Origin of the sequence: Paracoccus zhouxuedongae (assembly GCF_041927815.1) — a bacterium.
Taxonomy (GTDB): domain Bacteria; phylum Pseudomonadota; class Alphaproteobacteria; order Rhodobacterales; family Rhodobacteraceae; genus Paracoccus.
On record NZ_JBHFHM010000007.1, the window covers coordinates 191,047 to 216,457 of the forward strand.

At 68.4% G+C, this 25,411-nt stretch carries 21 protein-coding genes and 1 tRNA gene; 11 read left to right on the forward strand and 11 right to left on the reverse strand.

From position 1 onward, the window contains the following. Window positions 1–323 precede the first annotated feature (323 nt). The 3 genes from ACEYYA_RS10465 to glgA are packed head-to-tail and all read right to left on the reverse strand — an operon-like array spanning window position 324 to window position 5,313. Window positions 324–1,955, reverse strand: a complete 1,632-nt coding sequence (locus ACEYYA_RS10465) for an alpha-D-glucose phosphate-specific phosphoglucomutase (RefSeq protein WP_374800359.1) — start codon at window positions 1,953–1,955, stop codon at window positions 324–326. Next, on the reverse strand, window positions 1,952–3,883 hold the full coding sequence (gene glgX / locus ACEYYA_RS10470; RefSeq protein WP_374800361.1) for a glycogen debranching protein GlgX: 1,932 nt from the start codon (window positions 3,881–3,883) through the stop codon (window positions 1,952–1,954). Before glgX ends, ACEYYA_RS10465 begins: the two co-directional genes overlap by 4 nt. Beyond that, window positions 3,880–5,313, reverse strand: coding sequence for a glycogen synthase GlgA (gene glgA, locus ACEYYA_RS10475; protein WP_374800363.1), 1,434 nt, complete (start codon window positions 5,311–5,313; stop codon window positions 3,880–3,882). The genes glgX and glgA overlap by 4 nt, the downstream gene beginning before the upstream one ends. 2,391 nt (window positions 5,314–7,704) lie before the next feature. Between glgA and ACEYYA_RS10480 the strand changes: the two genes are divergently transcribed. After that, window positions 7,705–9,081 (forward strand): M20/M25/M40 family metallo-hydrolase, encoded by a 1,377-nt coding sequence (locus ACEYYA_RS10480; protein ID WP_374800365.1) that lies wholly within the window; start codon window positions 7,705–7,707, stop codon window positions 9,079–9,081. Window positions 9,082–9,143: 62 nt separating this feature from the next. Here ACEYYA_RS10480 and ACEYYA_RS10485 read toward each other — a convergent pair whose 3' ends face one another. Beyond that, window positions 9,144–11,369, reverse strand: a complete 2,226-nt coding sequence (locus ACEYYA_RS10485; RefSeq protein ID WP_374800367.1) for a ComEC/Rec2 family competence protein — start codon at window positions 11,367–11,369, stop codon at window positions 9,144–9,146. Window positions 11,370–11,523: 154 nt separating this feature from the next. Here ACEYYA_RS10485 and gltX point away from each other — a divergent pair, with 154 nt between their 5' ends. Beyond that, entirely contained in the window at window positions 11,524–12,921 is a 1,398-nt protein-coding gene (gltX, locus tag ACEYYA_RS10490; RefSeq protein WP_374800369.1) for a glutamate--tRNA ligase, read from the forward strand. 69 nt (window positions 12,922–12,990) lie between these two features. Further along, window positions 12,991–14,286, forward strand: coding sequence for a citrate synthase (gltA, locus tag ACEYYA_RS10495; RefSeq protein ID WP_374800371.1), 1,296 nt, complete (start codon window positions 12,991–12,993; stop codon window positions 14,284–14,286). A gap of 304 nt (window positions 14,287–14,590) precedes the next feature. Here the strand turns inward: gltA and ACEYYA_RS10500 are convergent, their stop codons facing one another. Further along, window positions 14,591–15,037: a DUF2087 domain-containing protein gene (locus ACEYYA_RS10500; RefSeq protein WP_374800373.1), complete on the reverse strand. Its 447-nt coding sequence runs from the start codon at window positions 15,035–15,037 to the stop codon at window positions 14,591–14,593. Between the two features lie 62 nt (window positions 15,038–15,099). Here ACEYYA_RS10500 and ACEYYA_RS10505 point away from each other — a divergent pair, with 62 nt between their 5' ends. Then, window positions 15,100–15,525 (forward strand): DUF1284 domain-containing protein, encoded by a 426-nt coding sequence (locus ACEYYA_RS10505; protein ID WP_374800375.1) that lies wholly within the window; start codon window positions 15,100–15,102, stop codon window positions 15,523–15,525. Here the strand turns inward: ACEYYA_RS10505 and ACEYYA_RS10510 are convergent. Beyond that, entirely contained in the window at window positions 15,522–16,073 is a 552-nt protein-coding gene (locus ACEYYA_RS10510) for a biotin transporter BioY (protein ID WP_374800377.1), read from the reverse strand. The genes ACEYYA_RS10505 and ACEYYA_RS10510 overlap by 4 nt on opposite strands. A 232-nt stretch (window positions 16,074–16,305) precedes the next feature. Between ACEYYA_RS10510 and ACEYYA_RS10515 the strand changes: the two genes are divergently transcribed. The 4 genes from ACEYYA_RS10515 (at window position 16,306) to ACEYYA_RS10530 (ending at window position 19,601) form a co-directional block, all read left to right on the forward strand. Continuing rightward, the gene (locus tag ACEYYA_RS10515; RefSeq protein ID WP_374800379.1) at window positions 16,306–16,974 is read left to right on the forward strand and encodes an SDR family NAD(P)-dependent oxidoreductase; all 669 of its coding nucleotides are present in this window, start codon (window positions 16,306–16,308) and stop codon (window positions 16,972–16,974) included. Between the two features lie 24 nt (window positions 16,975–16,998). Beyond that, complete coding sequence (gene surE / locus ACEYYA_RS10520) at window positions 16,999–17,802, forward strand: 5'/3'-nucleotidase SurE (protein ID WP_374800381.1); 804 nt, start codon at window positions 16,999–17,001, stop codon at window positions 17,800–17,802. A 95-nt stretch (window positions 17,803–17,897) separates the two neighbouring features. Then, window positions 17,898–18,515, forward strand: coding sequence for a protein-L-isoaspartate(D-aspartate) O-methyltransferase (locus ACEYYA_RS10525; protein ID WP_374800417.1), 618 nt, complete (start codon window positions 17,898–17,900; stop codon window positions 18,513–18,515). 60 nt (window positions 18,516–18,575) lie between these two features. Beyond that, window positions 18,576–19,601, forward strand: coding sequence for a peptidoglycan DD-metalloendopeptidase family protein (locus ACEYYA_RS10530; protein WP_374800383.1), 1,026 nt, complete (start codon window positions 18,576–18,578; stop codon window positions 19,599–19,601). Between the two features lie 16 nt (window positions 19,602–19,617). Here the strand turns inward: ACEYYA_RS10530 and ACEYYA_RS10535 are convergent, their stop codons facing one another. The 3 genes from ACEYYA_RS10535 to ACEYYA_RS10545 are packed head-to-tail and all read right to left on the reverse strand — an operon-like array spanning window position 19,618 to window position 21,762. Continuing rightward, window positions 19,618–20,415: an iron chelate uptake ABC transporter family permease subunit gene (locus ACEYYA_RS10535; protein WP_374800385.1), complete on the reverse strand. Its 798-nt coding sequence runs from the start codon at window positions 20,413–20,415 to the stop codon at window positions 19,618–19,620. Continuing rightward, entirely contained in the window at window positions 20,405–21,244 is an 840-nt protein-coding gene (locus tag ACEYYA_RS10540) for an ATP-binding cassette domain-containing protein (protein WP_374800387.1), read from the reverse strand. The genes ACEYYA_RS10535 and ACEYYA_RS10540 overlap by 11 nt, the downstream gene beginning before the upstream one ends. Then, on the reverse strand, window positions 21,241–21,762 hold the full coding sequence (locus ACEYYA_RS10545) for a Fur family transcriptional regulator (protein ID WP_374800389.1): 522 nt from the start codon (window positions 21,760–21,762) through the stop codon (window positions 21,241–21,243). The genes ACEYYA_RS10540 and ACEYYA_RS10545 overlap by 4 nt, the downstream gene beginning before the upstream one ends. 83 nt (window positions 21,763–21,845) lie before the next feature. Between ACEYYA_RS10545 and ACEYYA_RS10550 the strand changes: the two genes are divergently transcribed. Then, window positions 21,846–22,829, forward strand: coding sequence for a zinc ABC transporter substrate-binding protein (locus ACEYYA_RS10550; protein ID WP_374800391.1), 984 nt, complete (start codon window positions 21,846–21,848; stop codon window positions 22,827–22,829). Window positions 22,830–22,960: 131 nt separating this feature from the next. Further along, window positions 22,961–23,158 (forward strand): hemin uptake protein HemP, encoded by a 198-nt coding sequence (gene hemP, locus ACEYYA_RS10555; protein ID WP_374800393.1) that lies wholly within the window; start codon window positions 22,961–22,963, stop codon window positions 23,156–23,158. 7 nt (window positions 23,159–23,165) lie between these two features. On the opposite strand, the gene ACEYYA_RS10560 is transcribed toward hemP, so the two are convergent. Together ACEYYA_RS10560 and ACEYYA_RS10565 are read right to left on the reverse strand one after the other, a co-directional pair. Next, a tRNA-Gly gene (locus ACEYYA_RS10560) sits at window positions 23,166–23,239 on the reverse strand. A gap of 45 nt (window positions 23,240–23,284) precedes the next feature. Next, window positions 23,285–23,749, reverse strand: a complete 465-nt coding sequence (locus ACEYYA_RS10565) for a nucleoside deaminase (protein WP_374800395.1) — start codon at window positions 23,747–23,749, stop codon at window positions 23,285–23,287. A 466-nt stretch (window positions 23,750–24,215) separates the two neighbouring features. Between ACEYYA_RS10565 and ACEYYA_RS10570 the strand changes: the two genes are divergently transcribed. Then, window positions 24,216–25,411, forward strand: a 1,196-nt coding sequence (locus tag ACEYYA_RS10570) for a pseudouridine synthase (protein WP_459349877.1), incomplete at its 3' end; no start/stop codon positions are given.

The following is a 25,411-nucleotide window of genomic DNA, read 5'->3' on the forward strand; positions in this document are numbered from 1 at the left end:
AGTTTGCCCGAAAGCGATGGGGTCACGCAACCGCACATCAACGGCATCCGACAAAGGTTCGGGTCGCGGGCTGCCAGGCGAAGCTCACAAGTGATGTCAGCAATGGGCTGCAATACCATGAATAGTCACGGAAACTGTGCATAGTGCGCAGAATGCGCCAACTTCACAGAAAGTCTGAGCATTGCCCGCCAATACTATGATTTTACAGCAAGTCATGTTTCGTATCGCAATTGATGTCAGGCGGCCGGTTCCGACCCCGGATCAGCCAATATTTGACATAATACTGATTATCGGACTATTGCATCAACGCGCGCGGCCGCCCCTCAGGTCACCACATCCGGGCCGTCGCGGCCCACTGACCCGGGCAGCCCCGTCAGTTCCGCAGCCGTGGCGATGACCGGGGCCAGTGCGGCCTGAACCTCATGGTCCAGCGCTGTGGGGTCGTCGGTAAACCGCTCAAGATAGAGGCGCAGCGTCGTGCCCTCGGTGCCGGTGCCGGATTGGCGCAGGACCACGCGGCTGCCGTCGTCAAAGATCACCCGCAGCCCTTGGCGCATCGAGACCGAGCCGTCGACCGGGTCGTGATAGCTGAACTCATCGGCCTGCTCGACGCGCAGACCGGCGACGGTCTGGCCGGCCAGGCCCGGCAGCCGGTCGCGTAGCCCGTCAAAGACCGGCGCGGCGGTGGCGGTCGGGATCGCCTCATAATCGTGGCGCGAATAATAGTTGCGGCCAAAGCGCGCCCAATGCGCGGCCAGCAGGTCACCAACCCCCTGCCCGGTCGCAGCCAGGATATTCAGCCAGACCAGCACCGCCCACAGCCCGTCCTTTTCACGAACATGGTCGCTACCCGTGCCGAAACTCTCCTCGCCGCAGATGGTCACGCGGCCGGCGTCCAGCAGATTGCCGAAGAACTTCCAGCCGGTCGGCGTCTCATGCGCCTCGATCCGCATCGCCGCCGCTACCCGATCCGCCGCGCCCGAGGTCGGCATCGACCGCGCCACGCCCGCGATGCCGCCGCGATAGCCGGGGCACAGATGCGCGTTCGCCGCGATCACCGCCAGGCTGTCCGAGGGGCTGACATAGGCGCCGCGCCCGACGATCATGTTGCGGTCGCCGTCGCCATCCGAGGCCGCGCCGAAATCGGGCGCATCGGGGCCGAACATGGTCTCCATCAGCTCGGCCGCCCAAGTCGGGTTCGGGTCGGGATGCAGCCCGCCGAAATCCGGCAAGGGCTGCGACCGGATCACGCTGCCTTTCGGCGCGCCCAATCGATTTTCAATGATTTCAACGGCATAAGGACCAGTGATGGCGCACATCGCATCAAAGACGATGCGGTGGCCGGCCTTCAGCCAGGCGCGGATCGCGTCGAAATCGACCAGCGTCTCCATCAGATCGGCGTAATCAGCGACCGGATCGACGACCTGCACGATCATCTCGCCCAGACGGCTTTCGCCCAGCACCGACAGATCGACCGGGCCTTCGTCAAGGCGTTGATATTGCGTGATATCCTGGGTGCGCGCATAGATCGCCTCGGTCACCGCCTCGGGCGCGGGGCCGCCATTGGCGATGTTGTATTTCACCCCGAAGTCGCCGTCCTCGCCGCCCGGATTATGGCTGGCGGACAGGATGATGCCGCCATCCGCCCCGCTCTGCCGGATCAGGTTCGAGGCGGCGGGCGTCGACAGCCAGCCGTTCTGCCCGACGATCACCCGCGCCGCGCCATTGGCGGCGGCCATCGACAGGATCACCTGCACCGCCTGATCGCCAAAGAACCGCCCGTCGCCGCCCAGCACCAGCACCTTGCCGCTCAGCCCGCCGATCGCATCGAAGGTCGCCTGAACAAAGTTCTCCAGATAGCCGGGCTGGCGGAAGGTCGCGGTCTTGGCCCGCAGGCCCGAGGTGCCGGGCCGCTGACCGCTGATCGGCTGGGTGGGGATGGTCTGAACAGTCATCGGGGCGTGAACTCCACAAGACAAAGAACCGCTTGCGCGGGAACCGGGATGGTGCCGGACAGGATCTGTGCGCCATCTGGGGCCAAGGCCTGCGCGCTGTCCAGCAGGATTTGCCAGCGTCCGGGCGGCAACACCGCCTGCCCCGGACCGCCCGCGTTGAAGATCGCAATGCCGCCGGGCGCGCGTGCCATCAGCAGCCGCAGATCAGGATCGCCCCAATCGGCAATCGGCTGGCCATGCCCGTGGTGCCAGGTGACCTGCCCCTCCAGAAGCCCCCGCAGCCGCGCCGCGCGCGCTGTGAAATCGCGCAGCGTGGCATCGGCACCGGGCCAGTCCAGCCAGCCAAGGGTATTGTCTTGCGCATAGGCATTGTTGTTGCCCTGCTGGCTGTCGCCGATCTCATCCCCGCCGCGCAGCATGGCCACGCCCTGCCCCAGCATCAGGCTGGCCAGCATCGCCCGCACCCGCGCCGCGCGCGCGTCACGGATCCTGGGGTCGTCACTTGGGCCTTCGGTGCCGAAATTGTCGGAGATGTTGTGATCGTGGCCGTCGCGGTTGCCCTCGCCATTGGCCTCGTTGTGCTTGTGGGCATAGGCGGTCAGATCGGCCAGCGTAAAGCCGTCATGGGCGCTGACAAAGTTCACGCTGCGCCCGGCCAGTCCCAGATCGGCCGAGCCGCCAAGACGCGCCGCGAACTCACCCGCCTGGCCGCTGTCGCCGCGCCAGAACCGGCGCGCGCTGTCACGGAAGCGGTCGTTCCATTCCAGAAACGGATGCGGAAAGCGGCCCAGTTGATAGCCGCCCGGTCCCAGATCCCAAGGCTCGGCGATCAGCGTGACCTGCGACAGCAGCGGGTCTTGCCGCAGTGCCGACAGGAACGCCGCATGGGGGTGAAACGCGCCGTCGATCCCGCGGCCCAGGATCGCGCCCAGATCAAAGCGAAAGCCCGCCACGCCGTAATCGCTGACCCAGTGGCGCAGCGCGTCCATCGCCAGCCGCAGCATCGCCGGATGGGCCAGGTTCAGCGTGTTGCCGCAGCCGGTGTCATTGATCAGCGCGCCCCCCGGCGCGATCCGGTAATAGCTGGCATTGTCGATGCCGCGAAGGCTGACCATCGGGCCGTGGATGTCGCCCTCGCCCGTGTGGTTCAGCACGATATCCAGAATGGTGCCGATCCCCTGCCCCGCCAGGCTGGCGATGGCCGCCGCCAGCCCCTCTCCATAGCGGGGTTCGGGCGCCATCAACGCGATCGGCTGATAGCCCCAGTAATTCGACAGCCCGATGCGCACCAGATGCGGATCGTCGATGAAGGCGGTGACCGGCAGCAGCTCAAGATGGGTGACGCCAAGTTCTTGAAGATGCGTGACAATCGCGGGATCGGCCAGGCCCGCATAGCGCCCTCGCCCGCCCCGCGCGACATCAGGGTGGCGCATGGTCAGGCCCTTGGCATGGGCCTCATAGATCAGGCGGGGCGGGGTCGCGGGTCCGCGCGCGACCGGCGCGGGGGCGATGACGACGGCCTTGGGGGCAAAGGTCGCGCTGTCGGCGGGGTCGGGCCGCCCCTCGGGGGTCACGCCACGCAGCGCGGGATGGGCGCGCAGGCCGGGCGTGTCGGCGGGCGGCAGGATGCGGCGGGCATAGGGATCCAGCAGCAGCTTGGCGGGGTTGAACAGATGCCCCTGCCCCGGATCGAACGGCCCGTGGACGCGAAAGCCGTAAACGGCCCCCTCGGCCAGGCCCGGGGCAAAGCCGTGCCAGATGTCGCCGCTGCGCGCAGGCAGGCTGGCGCGCGCGATCTCGACCAGGCCATCGGCGCTGAACAGGCACAGATCGACGCGCGTGGCATGGGCCGAAAACAGCGCGAAATTGACGCCGCCATCAACGGGATGGGCGCCCAGGCGCCGCGGGTCGCCGGGTCGCAGGATCATGCGCCGATCAGGCCCCGGTAAAGCCGCGCATAGGCCCGCGCCGAAGCCGCCCAGCCGAAATCGGCGCGCATCGCATTCTGCTGCATCTGCCGGAACAGATCGGCATCGGCATGGATCGCCAGCAGCCGCCGGAACGCCTGCGACAGCGCCAGTGCATCGGTGGGCAGCATCATCACCCCGGTCGCGTGATCGCGCTGCGCGGGCGTGGCGTCGATCACGCTGTCCCACAGGCCCCCGGTCGCCGCGACCACCGGCAGCGCGCCGTAACGCAAGGCGTAAAGCTGGGTCAGCCCGCACGGCTCAAAGCGCGAGGGCACCAGAACCGCATCTGCGCCGGCATACATGCGATGGCTCAGCGCCTCATCATAGCCCAGTCGCAGGCCGATGCGGCCGGGATGGTGTGCGGCCAGATCGGTCATCGCCGCCTCCAAACCCGGATCACCGCTGCCCAGCATCGCCAAGGTGCCGCCGCCATCCAGCAGCGCGGCGGCGGCATCGGGGATCAGGTCGATGCCCTTTTGATGGCTGAAGCGGCTGACCAGCACGACCAGCGGCCCGCGCGCCGGATCAAGGCCGAACTCCGCCATCAGGCGCGCGCGGTTTTCGGCCTTGCCGGCCAGGTTGTCGGCGGTGAAGGGTGCGATTTCGGGGTCGGTCGCGGGGTTCCAGATGGCGGTGTCGATGCCGTTCAGAATGCCCGACAGGACGCCCGCGCGGGCGGCGATCACCCCCTCAAGCCCCATGCCGAACTCGGGTCGCATCAGTTCCTGCGCATAGCGCGGCGAGACGGTGGTGATCGCGGATGCAGTGATCAGCCCCGCCTTCAGGGTCGAGATCTGGCCCCAATACTCATACCCCTCGCGCGTGAAGCGATGCGCGGGCAGGTTCAGCGCGGCCAGCCGGTCGGCCGGGGCATTGCCCTGAAACGCCATGTTGTGAATGGTGATGACGGATGGCGTGTCGATCCCCTGCTCGACCAGATAGGCCGGCGCCAGGCCCGCCTGCCAGTCATGGGCATGCAGCAGATCGGGCCGCCAGCCCTGGCCATCGCCCTGCGCACACAGCTTTGCCGCGATCTCGCACAGTGCCGCGAAGCGTTCGGGATTGTCGGGGTAATCGCCCGCCGCACTGTTGTAGATGCCGCCGGGCCGGTCAAACAGATGCGGCGCATCCAGCAGATAGGCCTGCCAGCCCGCGCCCGGCACCTGACCCATGACCAGCCGCGCCGGCCCATCCTGCACCGCGCCCGACCAGACCACGCGCGGCGCGGCCAGCCGGGCGATCAGGCCCGGATAGGCGGGGATCATCACCCGCATGTCGCAGCCCTCAGCGGCAAGCGCACCGGGCAGCGCGCCCACGACATCGGCCAGCCCGCCGGTCTTGACCAGCGGCGCGGCCTCGGAGGCGACGGAAAGGATGCGATGCGACATCGGAAAGCCTGCGCGAAAGGTCAACCAGACTGGCAGCTTAGCGATCCGATCGGCGCAACGCCAGCCCCGGGCGACAGGCGCACCCCTGGCGGGTTTAGCGCGCAAGATCTGCCGTTCTTTCTTGTCCAAATACGCATCCGACAGCGCAAGGTGGCACCGACAGATGCGTATTTGTGCAAGAAAGAAGGGCAAGCCGCGGGGCCGGATGGGCAGCGGGACGCCGAAGCTGGAACCGGATCGTCGCGACACGGGGGGCTTTGGCGCGTCTTGGCGGTGATCGCGGAGCGGGTGGCGCAAGGTGATGGGGCGTCGCAGACGGTGGCACGGGGTCGGGGTAGGCGCGTGGCGTGGACGGCTGCAAGGCGGCGCGTCTGGCCCCGTCCAAGGGGCGCCAAGGCGATCACCCGGGGGGCGTGCTTCGACGTGGCGCGGGCCTGTTCGGGGCCGGGCTAACGCCGTCCGCTGCGCGGGCAATCTGCGATAGCCAGGTGATCGTGCGAGGCCTTGTCGTCGGGGCCATTGTTGGCGTCAGGCCGGTTCGAAACGCGCCGAGTGCGCGGGGCCTGACGCCCATGTCGCGGGGCCGCCCATAGGTGCGCTCGCTGGCAAAGTGGCGTCTCTCCTTTGCCCGGAGTGATGCCGGACACGATCCCGTCAAGACATGTCACCCGTCCATCGCTTGTGCCGCCAATATCAGGCGCATCACCGCGATGCAGCCGACAGCCTTGGCTCGCGGGTCGAGCAGGACGTGCGTTCTGTTTCGAGAAGCATTTTTATCGCTCGCGCCGCGGCGACGGGCGGCGCGATCCTGCCGGCGCCGATCCCGCGCCGGATCACTCGTGCCCTCACGCCCCGCCCCAGGTGTCGTGGGCCGCCCCGGAGTCCGCACCATCGCCTCCGCCCAGGCTACCGCGTGCGCGATCCCTTGACCGAGCATCCTCAGTCCATGCCCTGCCGCCACGTTCAGCGGCAACGGCCGCACGACGCTCTGGTTCGCCCGCGAGTTCGGCGGGTCGACTTGTGTGCATCCGCGCCCGAACAGGAGTGTGATGGCGTGGCCACTATGTCGGGCCTGGGCAAGGCTGTGACCATCAGGTCGACCCGCGGGGCCGCGCTTTGAAAGGGAGTTTTAATCGTGTGGCCGCGATGAGGGGCTGTGCAAGGCTGTGCCATCCATCGCGCTTCAGTCACCGTTCACCCGCAACGCGCAGCTAAGCCACGGCACGCCCCATTTCGCGGGCTTGCTCGAACCTATGCTCTGTTCCGCAAAGCGGTGGCGTCACCTTGGTCGCCTTGGCAACGACGACCGGCGCGCGATCCTGCGACCTTTCTTTCCGCGACAAGCGCCGGTGCCGCCGAGGTCGGCCACAATGACGCCGGCGACTTGGTGGCTGTGGCTTGTCTCGGAGATAGATCCGAAGGCACACATTCTTGGGCAGAGGGGTGTCACCGTTCGGCCCACGTGAGCGGTGGCACGATCCCGTCAAAGCGCGTCCCATGCCTATCGCTGGCCTTCGCATTCAGCCGCAACGCGTAGCAGGCTGCCCGCTTGCTGACGGCTTGGCCTTCGGCGGGAGGCTGTTCTCGCCAAACCTCATGCGCGCATCTTCGGCGCGGCAACGCAAATCTTTGGTCGGCCTACCGGGTTCGCGTCGCGCGGCGCATATCGACCCCACACTCTGCCCCTGCCCGCCTGTCCACGCGCGGCACGGCAGCGGATGTGTCGAAGCAAGGCCCCGGCCGATGACATCGCACTGACACGCCGATGCAGCCAGTCCTGGCCTGTGAGCGCGCAGCAGGGCATCAATTTGCCAGACCATCAGCCTTCGCGGCAAATTCCCCACTCCACGCGCAGCACGGCAGCGGATGTGTCGAAGCAAGGCCCCGGCCGATGACGTCGCCCTGACACGGCGATGTGGCCGGTCCTTGCCTGTGAGCGCGCAGCAGGGCATCAAGCTGCCAGACCATCAGCCTTCACGGCAAATCCGCACGCCAGCACGCGGCGCTGCAGCGGATGTGTCGAAGCAAGGCCCCGGCCGATGACGACGCCCTGACACGCCGATGTGGCCGGTCCTGTCCTGTGAGCGCGCAGCAGGCCGCCAAGCTGCCAGGCCATCAGCCCTAGCGGCAAATCCACACGCCAGCACGCGGCAATACGGTCGGTGCGACACGCTGCGCGACCCGGCAGGCGCCCTGCGGATGAATTGACACGCCCGCCCGATTTGCGCAGCCCCGAAGCCCGACCCAGCCCGCCGCGCCGCCTCCGCCCAGGCCTCGGCTTTTCACATCGTTCCGTGCCCGCGCTCTCGGCGCGCCTGATGAACGCCTGGCCCCTTGCCCTTGGCGCCTGTGCCTGCGACTGTCGCGGCCAAGCTGACAAAGGACCATCCGATGACCGATCTTGACGCCACCCTGGCCCGCATTGACACCGATCTGCCGCAGTCGATCGACCGGCTGATGGATCTGATCCGCATCCCCTCGATCTCGACCGACCCGGCCTATCGCGGTGATTGCGCGCGCGCGGCGGATTGGCTGGTGGCGCAGCTGACCGATCTGGGCTTTCAGGCGGAATCGATGCCCACCCCCGGTCATCCGATGGTCGTCGCGCGCCATCAGGGGCCGGGTCGCCACATCCTGTTTTACGGCCATTACGACGTGCAGCCCGTCGATCCGCTGGATCTGTGGGACCGCGCGCCCTTTGATCCGGCGTTGATCGACGGGCCGCGCGGGCAGGCGATCCATGGCCGGGGGGCCTCGGATGACAAGGGGCAACTGATGACTTTCATCGAGGCCTGCCGCGCCTGGAAGGCCGTGCATGGGACGCTGCCCGGCAACCTCACGATCTTTCTTGAGGGTGAGGAGGAATCCGGTTCGCCCTCGCTGATCCCGTTCCTGACCGCGCACAAGGATCGGTTGGCCGCCGATATCGCGCTGATTTGCGACACCGATCTTTATGCCGATGGGCGGCCCTCGATCGTGACCATGCTGCGCGGTCTGGTGGGCGAAGAGGTCACCATCCGCGCGGCGCGGCGCGATCTGCATTCGGGGATGTATGGCGGCCTGGCCCAGAACCCGGCCCGCATCCTGGCGCGGATCATCGCGGGGCTGCATGATGAGACCGGGCGGGTCACGCTGCCGGGCTTTTATGACGGCGTGGACCCGCTGCCGCAGGCGATCGCCGACGACTGGCAGGCGCTTGATTTCGATGCCGCCGCCTTTCTGGGCGATGTCGGCCTGTCGCTGCCCGCGGGCGAGCGCGGGCGCAGTCCGTTGGAAATGGTCTGGTCGCAACCGACCTGCGAGGTGAACGGCATCACCGGGGGCTATACCGGGGACGGCTTCAAGACGGTGCTGCCCGGCGTGGCGCGCGCGAAGATCTCGCTCCGGCTGGTCGGGCGGCAGGATCCGCAGGCGATCCGCGCGGCCTTCCGTGACTATGTGCGCGCGCAACTGCCTGCCGATGTCACGGTCGAGTTCTCCGATCATGGCGCGTCGCCCGCCTCGGTCATGTCGATCGACGATCCCGCCTTCGCCGCCGCCCGCGCCGCCCTGTCCGAGGAATGGGGCCGTGAGGCGGCCTTTATCGGCTCGGGCGGGTCGATCCCGGTCGCGGGGGATTTTCAGCGCATCCTGGGCATGGATTCGATGCTGATCGGCTTTGCCCGTCCCGATGATCGCATCCATTCTCCGAATGAGAAATATGACGTGGAAAGCTTCCACAAGGGGATGCGCAGCTGGGCGCGGATCCTGGCGCGGCTGACGGCATAGGTTTGCAAGCGCCGCGACAAGCGCGCGGGCGAGCCAGCACAGGCATCGCGTGGCCCGACGGGTCATGGCGGGCGGCCCCTCCCTGCGGAGGCCGCGAGCCGGGGCGTGGTGGTCCGCTCGGGCGCGCGGCGCCTTGGGGCGGGCGACCAAAGCCGCGCGGCGCTGTTGGCTGGTTGGATCGTCCAGCCGCCCTGCCCGTCCGGGTCAAGGGCAAGGGCGCCGCTGGTCCGCAGTGCCTTCTGTCCTATCAGCAGGCAGCGGCGGTCGCGCCCGTCATCGGTCGGCTGGTCGGTGACGATCAGCACCCTGTCCGTGCAGGCCGCGTCCACCAGATTGACGGCCTTCTTGCCGGTCAGGTGAAGCACCCTCCAGCCGCCGATCCGGGCTTCGCGCGCGTGGCGGGGGCCGTCAAAGGCGGGGCGCGCGGCGGCCTCATCCGGGGTGGCGATATCGCCATCCTCGGCCAGCCAGGTTTCCGCGACAAAGCCCCCGCCGCGCTGCTTTGACAGCACCCGGCCCGCGGCGGTCATCATGCCGATCTGCTCGGCCTCGGGGGCGATCAGGATCAGCGGGCGCGGGGTCAGTGTCCAGCCTAGCGCGGAAGCAGAGATGACCCCCAGAGCGGCCAGCCGCAGCCCGCCGCGCGTCAGCACCACGACACATGCGCCAAAGCCCAGCACCGGGACCACCCACCAGGCGGGCGATGGCGCGGCCCAGACCGCGCCCTGAAGATCGGCGACCGCCTGGCCGACCGCCAGCATCCAGCGCGTGCCCAGCCCCATCACCCACAGCGCCGGTTGCGCAAGGCCCAGCGGGGCCAGCAGCGCCGCGATTACCCCCGCCGGCATCACCACCGCACCCATGACCGGCACGACCAGAAGATTGGCCAGCAGCCCGTAGGCCGCCATCCGGTTGAAATGCGCCGCCGCCAGTGGCGACGTGACCGTGCTGGCGATCAGCGACGAGACGACCAGCAGGGCGACTGGCCGCAACAGGGCTGGCACCCTTTCCTGCATCCGTCGCCAGGGATCAGCCGACAGGATCAGCGCGGCGGTCGCGGCGAAGGACATCTGAAAGCCCGGCTCGGTCAGGCTTTCGGGCTGCGCGATCAGGATGATCAGCGCCGCAATCGCCAAGGCCCGGAGGGACAGCGCGCGGCGATCCGCCAGCACCGCGCCCAGCATCACCGCCACCATGACAAAGGCGCGCTCGGTCGCCACGTTCGGCCCCGCCAGCCACATGTAAAGCGCCGCGGCGATCAAAGCCGTCAGGGCCGCGATCTTTTGCACGGGCTGGCGCTGCACCAGCCCGCCCACAGCCCCGCCCACAGCCCCGCCCGCCGCCGCCAGCCCGGCCAAAGCCAGCCGCACCGCCGCGAACACAAAGCCCGCCAGCATCCCCATATGCAGCCCCGAGATCGACACGATGTGATAAAGGTTCGAGGCCCGCATCATCGCATTCGTGGCCTCGGCAATGCCCGACCGATCACCGGTCATCAGCGCCGAGGCCACCGCCCCCGCCTGCCCGCCGATCGCTTCCTGCATCGCCGCCGAGAGGCGCAGCCGCAGCCGGTCCGCCGCAAGGTTGAGGCTCGCCAGCCCCGGCGCATCCGGTGCAGGCGCGGCGCGCAGCACCGGGTTGCGGCTATAGCCGACCGCGCCCAGCCGGTCGAACCAGGCCTGCCTGCGGAAATCGAAACTGCCCGGCGCCGCCGGACCCGAGGGCGGCCCAAGATGACCGGTCAGCATCACCCGGCTGCCAAGCCCCGGTAGATCGCGCGCCATGGCGGCCAGATCATCACCGCCCCCGCCCATCAGCGAGACCCGCACCTGCGCGGGCAGCCGCGCCGGGGCCACGTCGCGCAAGTTCACCTGATCCAGCGTCAGCCGCAGCCGGTCGCGGGCGGATCGGTCAATGCCGATCAGCCTCCCCTCGATCGGGCCGTAATAGCGAAAGCCCAGCACTGGGGCCGCAACGTGATGGGCGCGGTATCCGGCCAGCGAAAAGCCGGCAGCGATCAGCGCGATTGCCATACCCGCCAGCCGCAGCCCCGGGCTTTGACGCGCAACCGCCAGCCCGGCCAGCATCAGCGCGATGGCCGCACCATAGGGCAGCGCGCCGGGTTCAAAAGGCAGCGCGAACCACAGGCCGATCCCCAGCGACAGCAGCACCGGCAGCCACAGGAACATCTGCCCCGTGTCGAGCATCTGGCCCGCCGCACGTCGCGCCGGACCCGCCGTGATCCGCCCTGCCCCCGCCTGCATCCGCCCGTCCCGACCCCGCGACATGTCCCCGTTGCGCGCCGGTATCAGGGTCGGTTTCTGGACAGCCCCGCCCGAAAGCCCTAAACCCGCGCCCAACCGGTCTAGGGCCAAACCCTTGCCGAATGGTTAACATCCGCCCCGCTTCCGGCCCTGCCGCCGCATTTTTTCACAGGCCCCCATGACCCAGCACCCCGATCAACGCCCTGTCGTGACCCGCTTTGCGCCCTCGCCCACCGGCTACCTGCATATCGGGGGCGCGCGCACGGCGCTGTTCAACTGGCTTTACGCGCGCGGTCGCGGTGGTCAGTTTCTGCTGCGGATCGAGGATACCGACCGCGAACGATCCACCCCCGAGGCCACGGCGGCAATCCTGCAAGGCCTTGAATGGCTTGGGCTTGATTGGGATGGCGAGCCGATCAGCCAGTTCGCCCGCAAGGATCGTCACGCCGAAATCGCGCGCGAGATGCTGGCGCGTGGCAGCGCCTACAAGTGCTTCTCGACCCCCGAGGAGATCGCCACCTGGCGTGAGGCGCATCCGAACCAGACCTTCCAAAGCCCCTGGCGCGACCGCACCGATCACCCTGACGCGCCCTTCGCCATCCGCCTGCGCGCGCCGCGCGACGGCGAAACGGTGATCGAGGATGCGGTGCAGGGCCGCGTGACCTTCCGCAACGATCAACTGGATGACATGGTGCTGCTGCGCAGCGACGGCACGCCCACCTATATGCTGGCGGTGGTGGTCGACGATCACGACATGGGCGTGACCCATGTCATTCGCGGTGATGACCACCTGACCAATGCCGCGCGGCAGCGTCAGATCTATGATGCGATGGGCTGGCAGGCGCCGGTTTTCGCCCATATCCCGCTGATTCATGGCGAGGATGGCAAGAAATTGTCGAAACGCCATGGCGCGGTCGGGCTGCATGAATATCAGGCGCTTGGCTATCCGGCGGCGGCGTTGCGCAACTATCTGGCGCGCCTGGGTTGGAGCCATGGCGATGATGAAATCTTCACCGATGCGCAGGCCCGCGACTGGTTCGACCTGCCGGGAATCGGTCGCGCCCCGGCGCGGCTGGATTTCAAGAAGCTGGCCCATACTTCGGGTCAGCAGATCGCGATGATGGATGATGCCGATCTTCTGCCTGAAATTGAGGCATTCCTTGCCGCGACGCAGCAAGCGCCGCTGACCCTTGTGCAGCGTCAGCGCCTGGCTGCCGCCCTGCCCGAGTTGAAACAGCGTGCGAAGTCCATCATCGAACTGCTTGAAAAGGCGCGCTTTGCACTGACTGCGCGTCCGCTGGATCTGGATGACAAGGCGCAGGCTGCGCTTGATCCGGTATCCCGTGGTATACTGAAAGAATTGACGCTGCGCCTGCAAGATGCTAGGTGGAACCGTGAGCTTCTCGAACAGATCGCTGCCGAGATTGCCGAGGCGCATGGGCTGGGGCTGGGCAAGATCGCGGCCCCGCTGCGCGCCGCACTGGCGGGTCGCACGGCAACGCCCAGTGTCTTTGACATGATGCTGGTGCTGGGTCGTGACGAGACGCTGGCCCGGATTGCCGATCAGGCCGGTTGACCCGGCCACGGCGGAAACGATGAAACCGCGCGGTGCCAACCGGCCCGGCGACAGGGTAAGAGGAACGCAATGGCCGAAACCACCAAGACTGCCACGCTGAGCTTTGACGGGAAAAGTTTCGAACTGCCCATGCTGTCGCCGACCGTCGGGCCTGATGTCGTCGACATCCGCAAGCTTTACGCTGATGCCGACATCTTCACCTATGACCCCGGTTTCACCTCGACCGCCGCGTGCGAAAGCACGATCACCTATATCGATGGCGACAAGGGCGAACTGCTGTATCGCGGCTATCCGATCGAGCAACTGGCCGACGATAGCCATTATCTTGAGGTCTGCTATCTGCTGCTGTACGGCGAGCTGCCCAGCAAGACCCAGCTGCATGATTTTGAAAGCCGCGTGACCCGGCACACGATGGTGCATGAACAGATGCACTATTTCTTCCGGGGGTTCCGTCGCGACAGTCACCCGATGGCGACGATGGTGGGCGTGGTCGGGGCGATGTCGGCGTTCTATCACGACTCGGTCGATGTGAACGATCCCGTCCAGCGTGAGGTCGCGGCGATCCGCATGGTCGCCAAGCTGCCGACGATTGCCGCGATGGCCTATAAATACTCGATCGGCCAGCCCTTCGTCTATCCGCGCAACGATCTGGATTACGCCGCGAACTTCCTGCACATGTGCTTCAGCGTGCCGGCCGAGCCGTATCACGTCGATCCGCGTCTGGCCAAGGCGATGAACCGGATCATGATGCTGCATGCCGATCACGAACAGAACGCCTCGACCTCGACCGTGCGTCTGGCCGGGTCGTCGGGGGCGAACCCCTTTGCCTGTATCGCGGCGGGCATCGCCTGCCTGTGGGGGCCTGCGCATGGCGGCGCCAACCAGGCCTGTCTGGAAATGCTGCGCGAGATCGGCACCGTCGACCGCATCCCGGAATATATCGCGCGCGCCAAGGACAAGAACGATCCGTTCCGCCTGATGGGCTTTGGTCACCGCGTCTACAAGAACTTCGACCCGCGCGCCAAGGTGATGAAGGAAAGCGCCGACGAGGTGCTGGAGCTCTTGGGCATCCACAACAACCCGACGCTGCAAGTCGCGAAAGAGTTGGAGCGGATCGCGCTGGAAGATCCCTATTTCGTCGACAAGAAGCTGTATCCGAACGTTGACTTCTATTCCGGCATCATCCTGGAGGCGATGGGCTTCCCGACCTCGATGTTCACGCCGATCTTCGCGCTGTCGCGCACTGTTGGCTGGATTTCGCAGTGGAAGGAAATGCTGGCCGACAAGGGCCAGAAGATCGGCCGCCCGCGGCAGCTTTACATCGGCGCGCCGCGCCGGGATTATGTCGACGTCGCAAAGCGTTAATCGACGATCTTCAGAAATGATCTCAACGCCGCCCATAGGGCGGCGTTGGTCGTTCTGGTCTGGTCGTGGACGGGGTGGCTGCGCCTGTGCCGTGGTCTCAGGCCGCGGGCAGATCAACGGAAATGATCAAGGATTATGTAGACGTCACATCGCCTTAAGGGGCGATCTTCATAAGCGCTCTCAACGTCGCGCCGACTTGCCGCGCCTCTTTCTGGGATTGTGCATCTATCACAGGGTGTTAGGCGGCACTCCTCAGAACCGGTCTCAACACCGCCCGATGGATGAAGTTGGTCGTTTCATCCGATCAGATCGGCCGCAGGCGCGACAGCAGCGCAAGCGCCTCCGCGTCGGGGCGCTGTTCGATGCGCCGCCAGACCGCACCGTCGCGGGTGCGCTCGGCCAGCCGGTGATCGATCAGCGACCGGCGCAGCAGCGCGTGATCGCCGAAGAAGTGCGCGGCCTTCAGGATGGCGTTCACCTGCGGCTCGCTTTGATCCTGACGCGCGGGCAGCCGCGCCCACATCGCCCACAGGCACAGCCGCTGCACCTGGGTCTGCGCGGGCCATCGCGTCAGCCGCCCCTGGGCGTCGAAACAGCGCAGGGCGCGCTCGACACGGGCCATGTCGCAGGGCTGGGCGACGGCCGCCGCCGCGATCCGCCGCGCGGCGCTGTTGCTGGCACGCAGATGTTGCAGGTTGCGAAACCCGGCCCCCCGCGCCAGCCAGTTCATCATCGCCTGATGGCCGGGCACGGCCCCGGCGCGCGCCCGTCCATCCCCTTGTCCGTGCGCGCGCGACGTGGCAGGCCAAGGCGATGACAGACCACCCCATTCCGCTGCGCCCCCATCATGTGCTGTGCCTGATCGGCTGGCAGGGGCGCGGCTATGCGCCCGGGTTCACGGCCAATATGAACCGGCTGTCGCGGGCCTTGCGGGTCGCACCGGATCGCCCGTTGCGGGTGACCGGGCGCGCGGATGCCATCTGCGCGCCCTGCCCGCACCGGATCGGCACCGGCTGCGCGGCGGGCGACCGGATCACCGATCTGGATGCCCGCCACGCCGATGCGCTGGATCTGAGGGCCGGGCAGATCCTGACTTGGGATCAGGCTTTGGCCCGCGCGCTGCGGCTGGAGCCCGACGATCTGGACCGGATCTGCGCGGGCTGTCAGTGGCTGGATCTGGGGCTTTGCAAAGCCGCGCTGTCGGCGCTGAAGGCGGGCCGCGCCGCCCCCGCGCCTTAGCGCATCGCCCGCCAGCCGCCGTGGATCATCAGCGCCGCAAGCGCCGCCTTGACCACCATCCCCGCCAGAAACGGCGTCGCGCCGGCGGCGATCGCCGCGCCCCAGCCCATGCCCAGCACCAGCTTCAGCACCACCACGCCCGGCACGAACAGCAGCGCCGCCGGGATCAGCGCCGCCAGAAACAGCCGCGCCAGCCCGCGGTCCAGGCCGCGCTCGACCAGCCAGCCGGTCAGCCAGGCCATGCCGACAAAGCCCCACAGGAACCCCGCCGTCGGCCCGATCAGCGGCGCGATGCCACCCGCGCCATTGGCGAAAACCGGCAGGCCGATCGCGCCCTCGGCCAGATAGGCGATCACCGTGGCCGCCGCCAGACGCGCTCCATAGGCCAGCCCGATCAGCGAAATCGCCAGTGTTTGCAGCGTCATCGGCACCGGCACCATCGGCAGCGTGATCTGCGCCGACAGCGCGATCAGCCCCGACCCGGCCAGCACCATCATCACCATCTGCGCCCGGCTGTGCGCGGGCAGCGCGGCTTTCATCAAGGTCATCGTCGTCTCCTTTCGATCCTCAAGCCCGCGATGATCGCCGCGCGCGACCTTGCGTCAACCGCGCCCGATGGCGAAGTTGCAAGGCTGGAAACACTTTGCGCCGCCCGCCATGCTTTCTGCAAAACTGCCCTGCTGCAAAGCGACGCGGGCCGGATCACGGCCTTGCGCCAGCCCCCGGCAGGTGCGAAACAGCGCCCGCATAGAAAGACAGCCAGCAAGACAGGATGATCCGATGAAAACCGCACTCGTCACCGGCGCCTCACGCGGGTTGGGCCGCGCCATCGCCGAACGGCTGGGGGCCGAGGGCTGGCAGGTCATCGCCGTCGCCCGCACCACCGGCGCGCTTGAGGAGCTGGACGATGCGATCCGCGCCAAGGGCGGCGCGCCCGCCGTGCTGGTGCCGCTGGACCTGACCGACCCCGCCGCCTGCGATTACATGGCCCGGCATTTGGGCGAGCGTTTCGGCGGCCTTGATCTGTGGGTCCATGCCGCGATCCATGCCACGCCCATGGCCCCGGCCGGCCATATCGACGCCAAGGACATGACCAAGGCGATCGCCACCAACCTGGCCTGTCCCGCGCATCTGATCCCGCTGATCGAGCCGATGCTGCTGGCCCGTCAGGGCACCGCGCTGTTCTTTGACGACCCCGCCGGTGGGGAAAAGTTCTTTGGCGCTTACGGCGCAACCAAGGCCGCGCAGATCGCGCTTGTGACAAGCTGGCAGCGTGAGGCCGCCCGCATCGGCCCGCGCGTCGTGCTGGCCCGGCCGCAGCCGATGCCGACCGCCACCCGCGCGCGTTTTTACCCCGGCGAGGATCGCGCCCCGCTGGCCGATCCGCAGGCCGAGGCGGCGCGCATCCTGGCCGCGCTCTCGCTTGCCCTGCCCGGCACGGATGGTTAGAACCGGGCAAAGGAAAGGGCCGACATGCGCATTCTGGTGACGAACGACGACGGGATTTCGGCGCCGGGTCTGGCGGTTCTGGAACGCATCGCCGCCGAGGTCGCAGGCCCGGATGGCGAGGTCTGGGTCGCCGCCCCGGCCTTTGAACAATCGGGCGTCGCGCACAAGATCAGTTACACGCATCCGATGATGGTCGCCCGGCTGGAGGATCGCCGCTATGTCGCCGAGGGCAGCCCCGCCGATTGCGTGATCGCCGCGCTGCATGACTTCATGGCCGGATCGCCGCCCGATCTGGTGCTGTCGGGCGTCAATCGCGGCAACAATTCGGCGGAAAACGCGCTGTATTCCGGCACCCTTGGCGGCGCGATGGAGGCCGCGCTTCAGGGCGTGCGCGCCATTGCCCTTTCGCAATATCTGGGACCGGAAACCTTTCGCGCCGACGACCCCTATGAGGCGGCGGCGCTGCATGGCGCGGGTATCGTGCGGGCGCTGATCGACCATGCGCCCTGGGATCAGACCGCCGATTACTGCCTGTTTTACAACGTCAATTTCCCGCCCGTTCCGGCGGCGGGCGTCAAGGGCGTGCGGATCTGCCCGCAGGGTTTCCGACAGGGCGTCGATTTCGGCGTGCAGGCGCAGGAAAGCCCGACGGGGCGGCGGTTTCTGTGGATCAAGGGCGGGCGGCAGGATGTGCCGGCCACGCCCGGATCGGATGCCGATCTGAACATGCAGGGCTATGTCTCGGTCACGCCGATGCGCGCCGATCTGACCGCGCATGACCAGATGGCCGGGGCGATCGCCGCGCTGAAGGGCGTGTTCGGCGCATGACCGGGGCCGACCCCGGCGAGGGTAAGGGCGCAGTTAAGCGCGATGACCCCGATCTGGGTCCGGGCGATCCCGGCATCACCTTGGCTGAACGGCAGATGCGCTTTCTGTTCGCGCTGCGCCGGCAGGGCGTGACCGATGCCCGCGTTCTGGCCGCGATGGAACGCATCGACCGCGGTGCCTTCGTGCGCGGCACCTTTGCCGAGCGCGCCTATGAGGACATGCCGCTGCCGATTGCCTGCGGGCAGACGATCAGCCAGCCCTCGGTGGTCGGGCTGATGAGCCAGGCGCTTCAGGTCGGCCCCCGCGACACCGTGCTGGAGGTGGGCACCGGATCGGGCTATCAGGCCGCCGTCCTGTCGGTGCTGGCGCGCCGCGTCCATACCATCGACCGCCACAAGGTGCTGGTGCGCGAGGCCGAGGCGATCTTTGCGGGCCTTGGCATCTCGAACATCACCGCGCGGCATGGTGATGGCACGCGGGGCCTGCCCGATCAGGCGCCCTTTGATCGCATTCTGGTGACCGCCGCCGCCGAAGACCCGCCTGGCCCGCTCTTGGCGCAGTTGAAGATCGGCGGTATCATGGTGCTGCCGGTCGGCCAGTCCGATGCCGTGCAGACCCTGATCCGCGTGACGCGCGGGGCCGATGGCCTGGATTACCAGGAATTGCGCCCGGTGCGGTTCGTGCCGCTGGTCGAGGGGCTGGGGCAGGATTAGGCCCGGCCCGGTATTCATCCAAAGGCCCGGCAAACGGGGCCGCGACATGAGGCAAGACAGATGATGAAGGCTTTCCCCAAGATGGGCGCGCGGCAGGCCGTGCGGCAGGGTATGATGGTCGCGGCACTGGCGCTGCTGGCCGGTTGCGGCGGCGAGGTGGGCGGCTTTCCGGTGCCCGACCTGCGCGGCGCGCTGCCCAACGATCCGCTGAACCCCGGCGCGGGTGGCGGGGCCGTCGCGGTGGGCGCCCCGGCGGCGGGTGGAGTGGTCACAGACGCCTTTGCCGGTCAGGGCACGCGCGATCCGCTGGCGGGCGGCATCGGCACAACGCCGGGTGGCGTGGTGATGGCCAATCCCGGCGCGCCGACGCCGCCTGTGACGGGTTCGGGCAATACCGTGACCGCCGCCGCACCCGCCGCTGCGGTCCCCGCCGCTGCCGCGCAAAGCCACACCGTCGTCGCCGGTGAGACCGCCTATTCGGTGGCGCGCAAATACGGCATCAGCGTGCAGCAACTGGCTGCCGCCAATGGCCTGTCCGAGGCCGCGGCGATCCGCATCGGCCAGCGGCTGACGATCCCCGCCGCAGGCGCTGCCGTCGCCGCGACCGTCACCGCGCCGGGTGTCGGATCGCCGACGCCGGTGCCGCCCTCGGCCAGTGCGCCCCTGCCGCGCGACAATCCGCAGCGCGCCAATGCGCCGGTGAACGCGCCGCAGACCGATCTGGGATCGACGCGGACGGCGGCCTCCTCGGGTCGGCTGGCGATGCCCGCGCAAGGCTCGGTCGTGCGCGCCTACAAGAAGGGTAGCAATGACGGCATCGACATCGCCGCCCCCGCAGGCAGCGCGGTCAAGGCGGCGGGCGCGGGCACCGTCGCGGCGATCACCAAGGACACCGGCCAGGTGCCGATCGTGGTGGTGCGCCATTCCAACGGGCTGATGACGGTCTACGCCAATATCGACGGCGTGGCGGTGAAAAAGGGCGATAGCGTCAGCGCCGGTCAGACGCTAGGCAAGGCGCGGTCCGGCCCGGTGCATTTCGAGGTCCGCAAGGGCTTCGACAGCGTGGACCCGGCCAACTACCTGTAACGCCGCGCGCCCGCCGCTATGAGGCGCGCGGGCGCAGCGCCGCCGCCGTGGCGGTGACGCCAAAGACCAGGGCGGCGGCGGCCACGATGGACGGCCCCGCCGGTGTGTCCAGCCGCAGCGAGGCCCACAGCCCCGCCGCCACCGATCCCATGCCGATCAGCGTCGCGGTCAGCGCCATGCCCTCGGGCGTGCGGGCCAGCGGGCGGGCGGCGGCGGCGGGGATGATCAACAGCGCGGTAATCAGCAGCGCGCCGACGATCTTGATCGCGACCGCCACGACGATGGCCAAAGCCAGCGTCAGAACCAGCCGTTCGCGCGCCGGGTTCAGACCGGCGGCGCGGGCCAGTTCCTCGTTCAGGGTGGCGGTCAGCAAAGGCCGCCACCGCCACAGGATCAGCGCCAGCACCAGCCCCGCGCCGCCCCATATCACCGCCAGATCGCCCCGCCCGACCGCCAGGATGTCGCCAAACAGCCAGGACGACAGATCGGTGCGCGCGCCCGGCACGAAAGAGATCGCCACCAGGCCAAAGGCAAGCGCGGCATGGGCGATGACCCCCAAAGCGGTGTCCATCGCGTGACCGCGCCCGGCCAGATGCGCGACGATCACCGCCGCCATCAGCGCCACCGCCAACGTGCCCGCCGTCACCGACAGGCCAAAGCCAAGTGCAAGCGCCACCCCCAGGATCGCCGCATGGGCCGTCGCATCGCCGAAATAGGCCATCCGCCGCCAGACGACAAAGGCCCCTAAAGGCCCCGCCGCAAGCGCGACCGCCAGCCCCGCCAGCCCGGCGCGGATCAGGAAATCATCCAGCATGATGGTGGCCCCTTTCCGCGCCCTCGGCGGGGTGGTGGTGATCGTCATGGCTGTGGGGATGGGCCACATGCGGGGCGCTGTGATCGTGGCCGTGGCCATCATCATGGTCGTGGTCATGGTCGTGATCGTGGCGGTAAAGGGCCAGCATCCCCTGCCCCTCGGCCCCGAACAGGGCGCGATATTCGGGGGCAAGCGCCACCGCCTGCGGGCTGCCCTGACAGCAGATATGGCCGTTCAGGCAGATCACCCGGTCGGTCGCGCCCATCACCACATGCAGGTCGTGGCTGACCAGCAGCACGCCCGCGCCGGTCTGCGCGCGCACCTCGGCGATCAGCCGGTAAAAGCCGATCATGCCGGGCTGATCCAGACCTTGCGTCGGCTCATCCAGGATCAGCAGATCGGGCCGCGCCAGCAGCGCGCGGGCCAGCAGCACGCGCTGGAACTGGCCGCCCGACAGCCGCGCCATCTGCCGGTCCATCAGGCCCGGCACGCCGGTGCGGGTCAGCGCGGCCTCGGCGTCTGCATCGCGCACCGGATCGGGCAGCGACAGGAACCGGCGCACCGTCATCGGCAGGTTGGCATCCAGCGCCAGACGCTGCGGCACATAGCCGATGCGCAGGCCGGGCGCGCGGGTGATGGACCCCGCCGCCGGGCGCTCCAGCCCGATCAGCGCGCGGATCAGCGTCGATTTGCCCGACCCGTTCGGCCCGACCACGGTGACGATCTCACCCCGGTGCAGGGCCAGATCGACCCCCGACAGCACGGTCGCCGCGCCATGGCGCACCGCCAGCCCGCTGGCGCAGATCAGCGCGTCATCCGTCAGGCTCATGCCGGTTCCCCCGCCGCGGCGCGGCAGCCGCCGCACAGGCCCTGCGCCTCGATCGAGCTGCGTTCGACGGAAAAGCCCATCTCGGCCCCGGCGGCGTCCAGCATGGCGCGCAAGGGCGTCGAGGGCGCCTCGGCCACCGCGTGACAGGCGCGGCAGATCAGGAACACCGGCGCATGATCGGCCCCCGGACAGGTGCAGGCGGCAAAGGCGTTCAGGCGGCGGATGCGATGCGCCAGCCCGTGTTCGACCAGGAAATCCAGCGCCCGATAGGCGACCGGCGGCTGATGGCCGAAGCCCTCGGCCGACAGCCGTTCCAGCACCTCATAGGCGCCCAGGGCGCGGTGGCTTTCGGCCAGGATTTCCAGCGTGCGACGGCGCACCGGGGTCAGCCGCAGGCCACGGTCGCGCGCCAATGCCTCGGCCTGGGCCAGGATCGCGCCCCGGCAGGCGTGGTGATCGTGGTCGCGAAACGCCAGATCGGCATCGGGGTGATCCTTGGCGGGGTGATCATGGGCCATATGTTATATTATCACTTTTTGATTGCCGTGATGATATAACATCCATAAGATGCAAGCCCCAGACTGACAAGCCGGAGAAAAGCATGACCCGCCCGACCGCCGCCCTGCCCGCCTCGTTCATTGCAGCCTTGGCCCTGACCGCCGCCCCGGCCCTTGCCGCGCCGCAGGTGGTGACCGATATTCCCGCCGTGCAATCGCTGACCGCAGCGGTGATGCAGGGGGTGGGGGAGCCTGCGCTGCTTTTGGACCGTGGCGCCTCGCCGCATCATTTCCAGTTGCGGCCCAGCCAGGCGGCGGCGCTGGACGGGGCCGATCTGGTGATCTGGCTTAGCCCCCATCTGACGCCCTGGATGGCGCGGGCGGTGACGGCGCTGCCCAAGGCCGATGCCGTGCTGCAACTGGATCAGGCGCCGGGGCTTTATACCCAGGCCTATGGCGCGGAGGATGATGACGGCGGCCATGGGGGCCACGACGATCATGGCCACGCGCACGACCACGACCATGACCACGGGCATGACCATGACCACGACGGCCACGACCATTCCGGCACCGATCCGCATCTGTGGCTGGACCCGTCCAATGCGCGGCTGTGGCTGGGGGTGATCCGCGACCGGCTGGCCGCGATCGACCCCGAGAATGCCGCGACCTATGCCGCCAATGCCGAACGCGCCGATGCCGAGCTGGCGGCACTGGACGGCGAACTGGCGGCGCAACTCGCCCCGATCAAGGACAAGCCCTTTGCGGTGTTCCATGATGCCTATGGCTATTTCACCGGCCATTACGGCCTGCGCCCGGCGGTCTCGGTTGCGCTTGGCGATGCAGCGCTGCCCGGCGCGCAGCGGCTGGCGGGGCTGCGCGACCAGATGGCCGAGGGTCATGTCGCCTGCGCCTTCCCCGAGGCCCAGCACGACCCCAAGCTGATCGACCAGTTGATCGAGGGCACCGCCGTCACCCGGGGCGCCGCGCTGGACCCCTCGGGCAGCACGCTGGAACCGGGGGCGGCGCTTTACCCGGCATTGCTGCGCGGCATGGCCCAGGTTTTGACCGACTGCCTGGCCGGGAAATAGGCGGTTTTCCGCGCCAATACCCCACCCCTGCCCCTGCCCCGGTGCCGCCCCGCACCGGGGCTTTTTCATGCGGCTTGCATAACCCGATTAATTCTGTCAGTCTTTGTGGGCAACCCAGCCGGAGACCCGACATGAGCGCCCCCGAACGCAACACCTTTGATCTGACCGTCGCCAGCCGCGCCAATCCCTGCCCGCTGGATCTGACCCGCCTGCCGCTTTACGACGCGCGGCAACTGACCAAATCCGGCGTGCAGGCGCTGATCGCACTGGACGATCAGGTCTATACCCTGCGCATCACCCGCGCGGGCAAGCTGATCCTGACAAAGTAAGGGGGTCTGGAGCGGGTGACGGGAATCGAACCCGTATCTCTAGCTTGGAAGGCTAGGGTCTTACCATTACACAACACCCGCGCCCGCCCCCTATAATCGGGCGGGCGCAGTCTTTGCAAGACGCCTTTACGGGCCGGGCAGTCGCCGCGCGGCGAAGAAGTCGCGCAACAGGCGGGCGGCGCGGTCCTCGTCGATGCCGTCGATCACCTCGGGGCGGTGGTGGCATTGCGGATGGGAAAACACCCGCGCGCCATGCACGACGCCGCCCGATTTCGGGTCGGGCGCGGCATAGACCAGCCGCGCGATGCGGGCATTGGCGATGGCGGCGGCGCACATCGGACAGGGTTCCAGCGTCACATAGATGACATGGCCGGGCAGCCGGTCGCTGCCCGCGCGCGCGCAGGCCGCGCGCAGGGCCACGATCTCGGCATGGGCGGTCGGGTCGCGATCTTCGCGGGTGCGGTTGCCCGCAGCGGCGACGACGCGGCCATCTGGGGCCACGATCACCGCGCCCACTGGCACCTCGCCGCGCGCGGCTGCGGCGGCGGCCTGATCCAGCGCCGCCTGCATATGGGTCCGAAATCCGCTCATCCGGCCAGATGGCCGCAGCGACGGGGCTTGCGCAAGGGCCAAAGCGCAGGCAAAGGGCAGACAAGTTCAGGAGATTGCGATGACCCCCACCGAAAAAGCGGCTGACGACGGCCTGCCCGAGGACGACACCCCCAGCCCGGCCGATGCTGCGGCGGAGGCTGCGGTCACGGATGAGGCGGCCGATGATGTCGAGCTGGCCGATGGCGATGACGAGGCGGACGACGACCTTGGCGACGATGATGACGACGCCGGTTATGACGGCGACGATGATGACGACGCCGGTTATGACGGCGACGACGATGACGATGACTACGACGGCGACGGCGACGACGACGATGACGACGATGACGGCGACGACGACGACGATGATGACGACGCCGACGATGACGACGATGACGTCCCGGCCACCAGCGATGCAGCCGACCCTGCCCCGCCGCGCGCCGAGGGCGACCGCATCGCCAAGGTCATGGCGCGCGCCGGTGTCGCCAGCCGCCGCGATGCCGAACGCCTGATCCTTGAGGGGCGGGTCAAGGTCAACGGCCAGCCTGTCACCAGCCCGGCGCTGGATGTCAAACCCAGCGACCGGGTGACGCTGGATGGCAAGCCGATCGAGGCCCCGCAGGAAACCCGGCTGTGGCTCTATTACAAGCCGATCGGGCTTGTGACATCGGAAAAGGATGAAAAGGGCCGCCAGACGGTGTTCGACAGCCTGCCGCGCGAAATGCCGCGGGTGATGAGCGTGGGGCGGCTTGACCTGAACTCGGAAGGCCTGCTGCTGCTGACCAATGACGGCGGGCTGAAGCGGCGGCTGGAACTGCCCGAAACCGGCTGGCTGCGCAAATACCGCGTGCGCGTGAACGGTCAGCCGAACGACCTGACCTTTGATCCGCTGCGTCGCGGCATCGTCATCGACGGTGAGGATTTTCAGCCGATGGAGGTCAAGCTGGACCGCCAGCAGGGCGCGAATGCCTGGCTGACCGTCGGCATCCGCGAGGGCAAGAACCGCGAGATCCGCCGCGCCATGGCCGCCGTCGGCCTGACCGTCAACCGCCTGATCCGCGTCAGTTACGGCCCGTTCCGGCTGGACAAGATGGAGGCGGGCCAGGTCGCCGAGGTCAAGCGCCGCGTGCTGCGCGACCAGTTGGGCGCGCTTTTGACCGGCGAGGAGGAGGCGCCGCGCAAGGACCGGTCCGACAAGCCCCGCAAACCCCGCAGCCGCCCGACCCAGGGCGGCGAGGGCGGCGAACGCCGGTCGTTTGGCGACCGCCCGCCGCGTGAGGGTGTTGAGCGTCGGTCGTTTGGCGACCGGCCCGAACGTGGCTCCTTCGGCGACCGCCCGCGCAAGCCCTACGGCGACCGTCCGCCGCGTGCCGAAGGGTCCGAGGATCGGCCCCGCAAGCCTTACGGCGACCGGCCCGAGCGGGGTTCCTTCGGCGACCGCCCGCGCAAGCCTTACGGCGACCGTCCGCCGCGCGCTGAGGGGTCCGAGGATCGGCCCCGCAAGCCTTACGGTGACCGCCCCGAACGGGGTTCCTTCGGTGACCGCCCGCGCAAGCCTTACGGCGACCGTCCGCCGCGCGCCGAAGGGTCCGAGGATCGGCCCCGCAAGCCTTACGGTGACCGCCCCGAACGGGGTTCCTTCGGTGACCGCCCGCGCAAGCC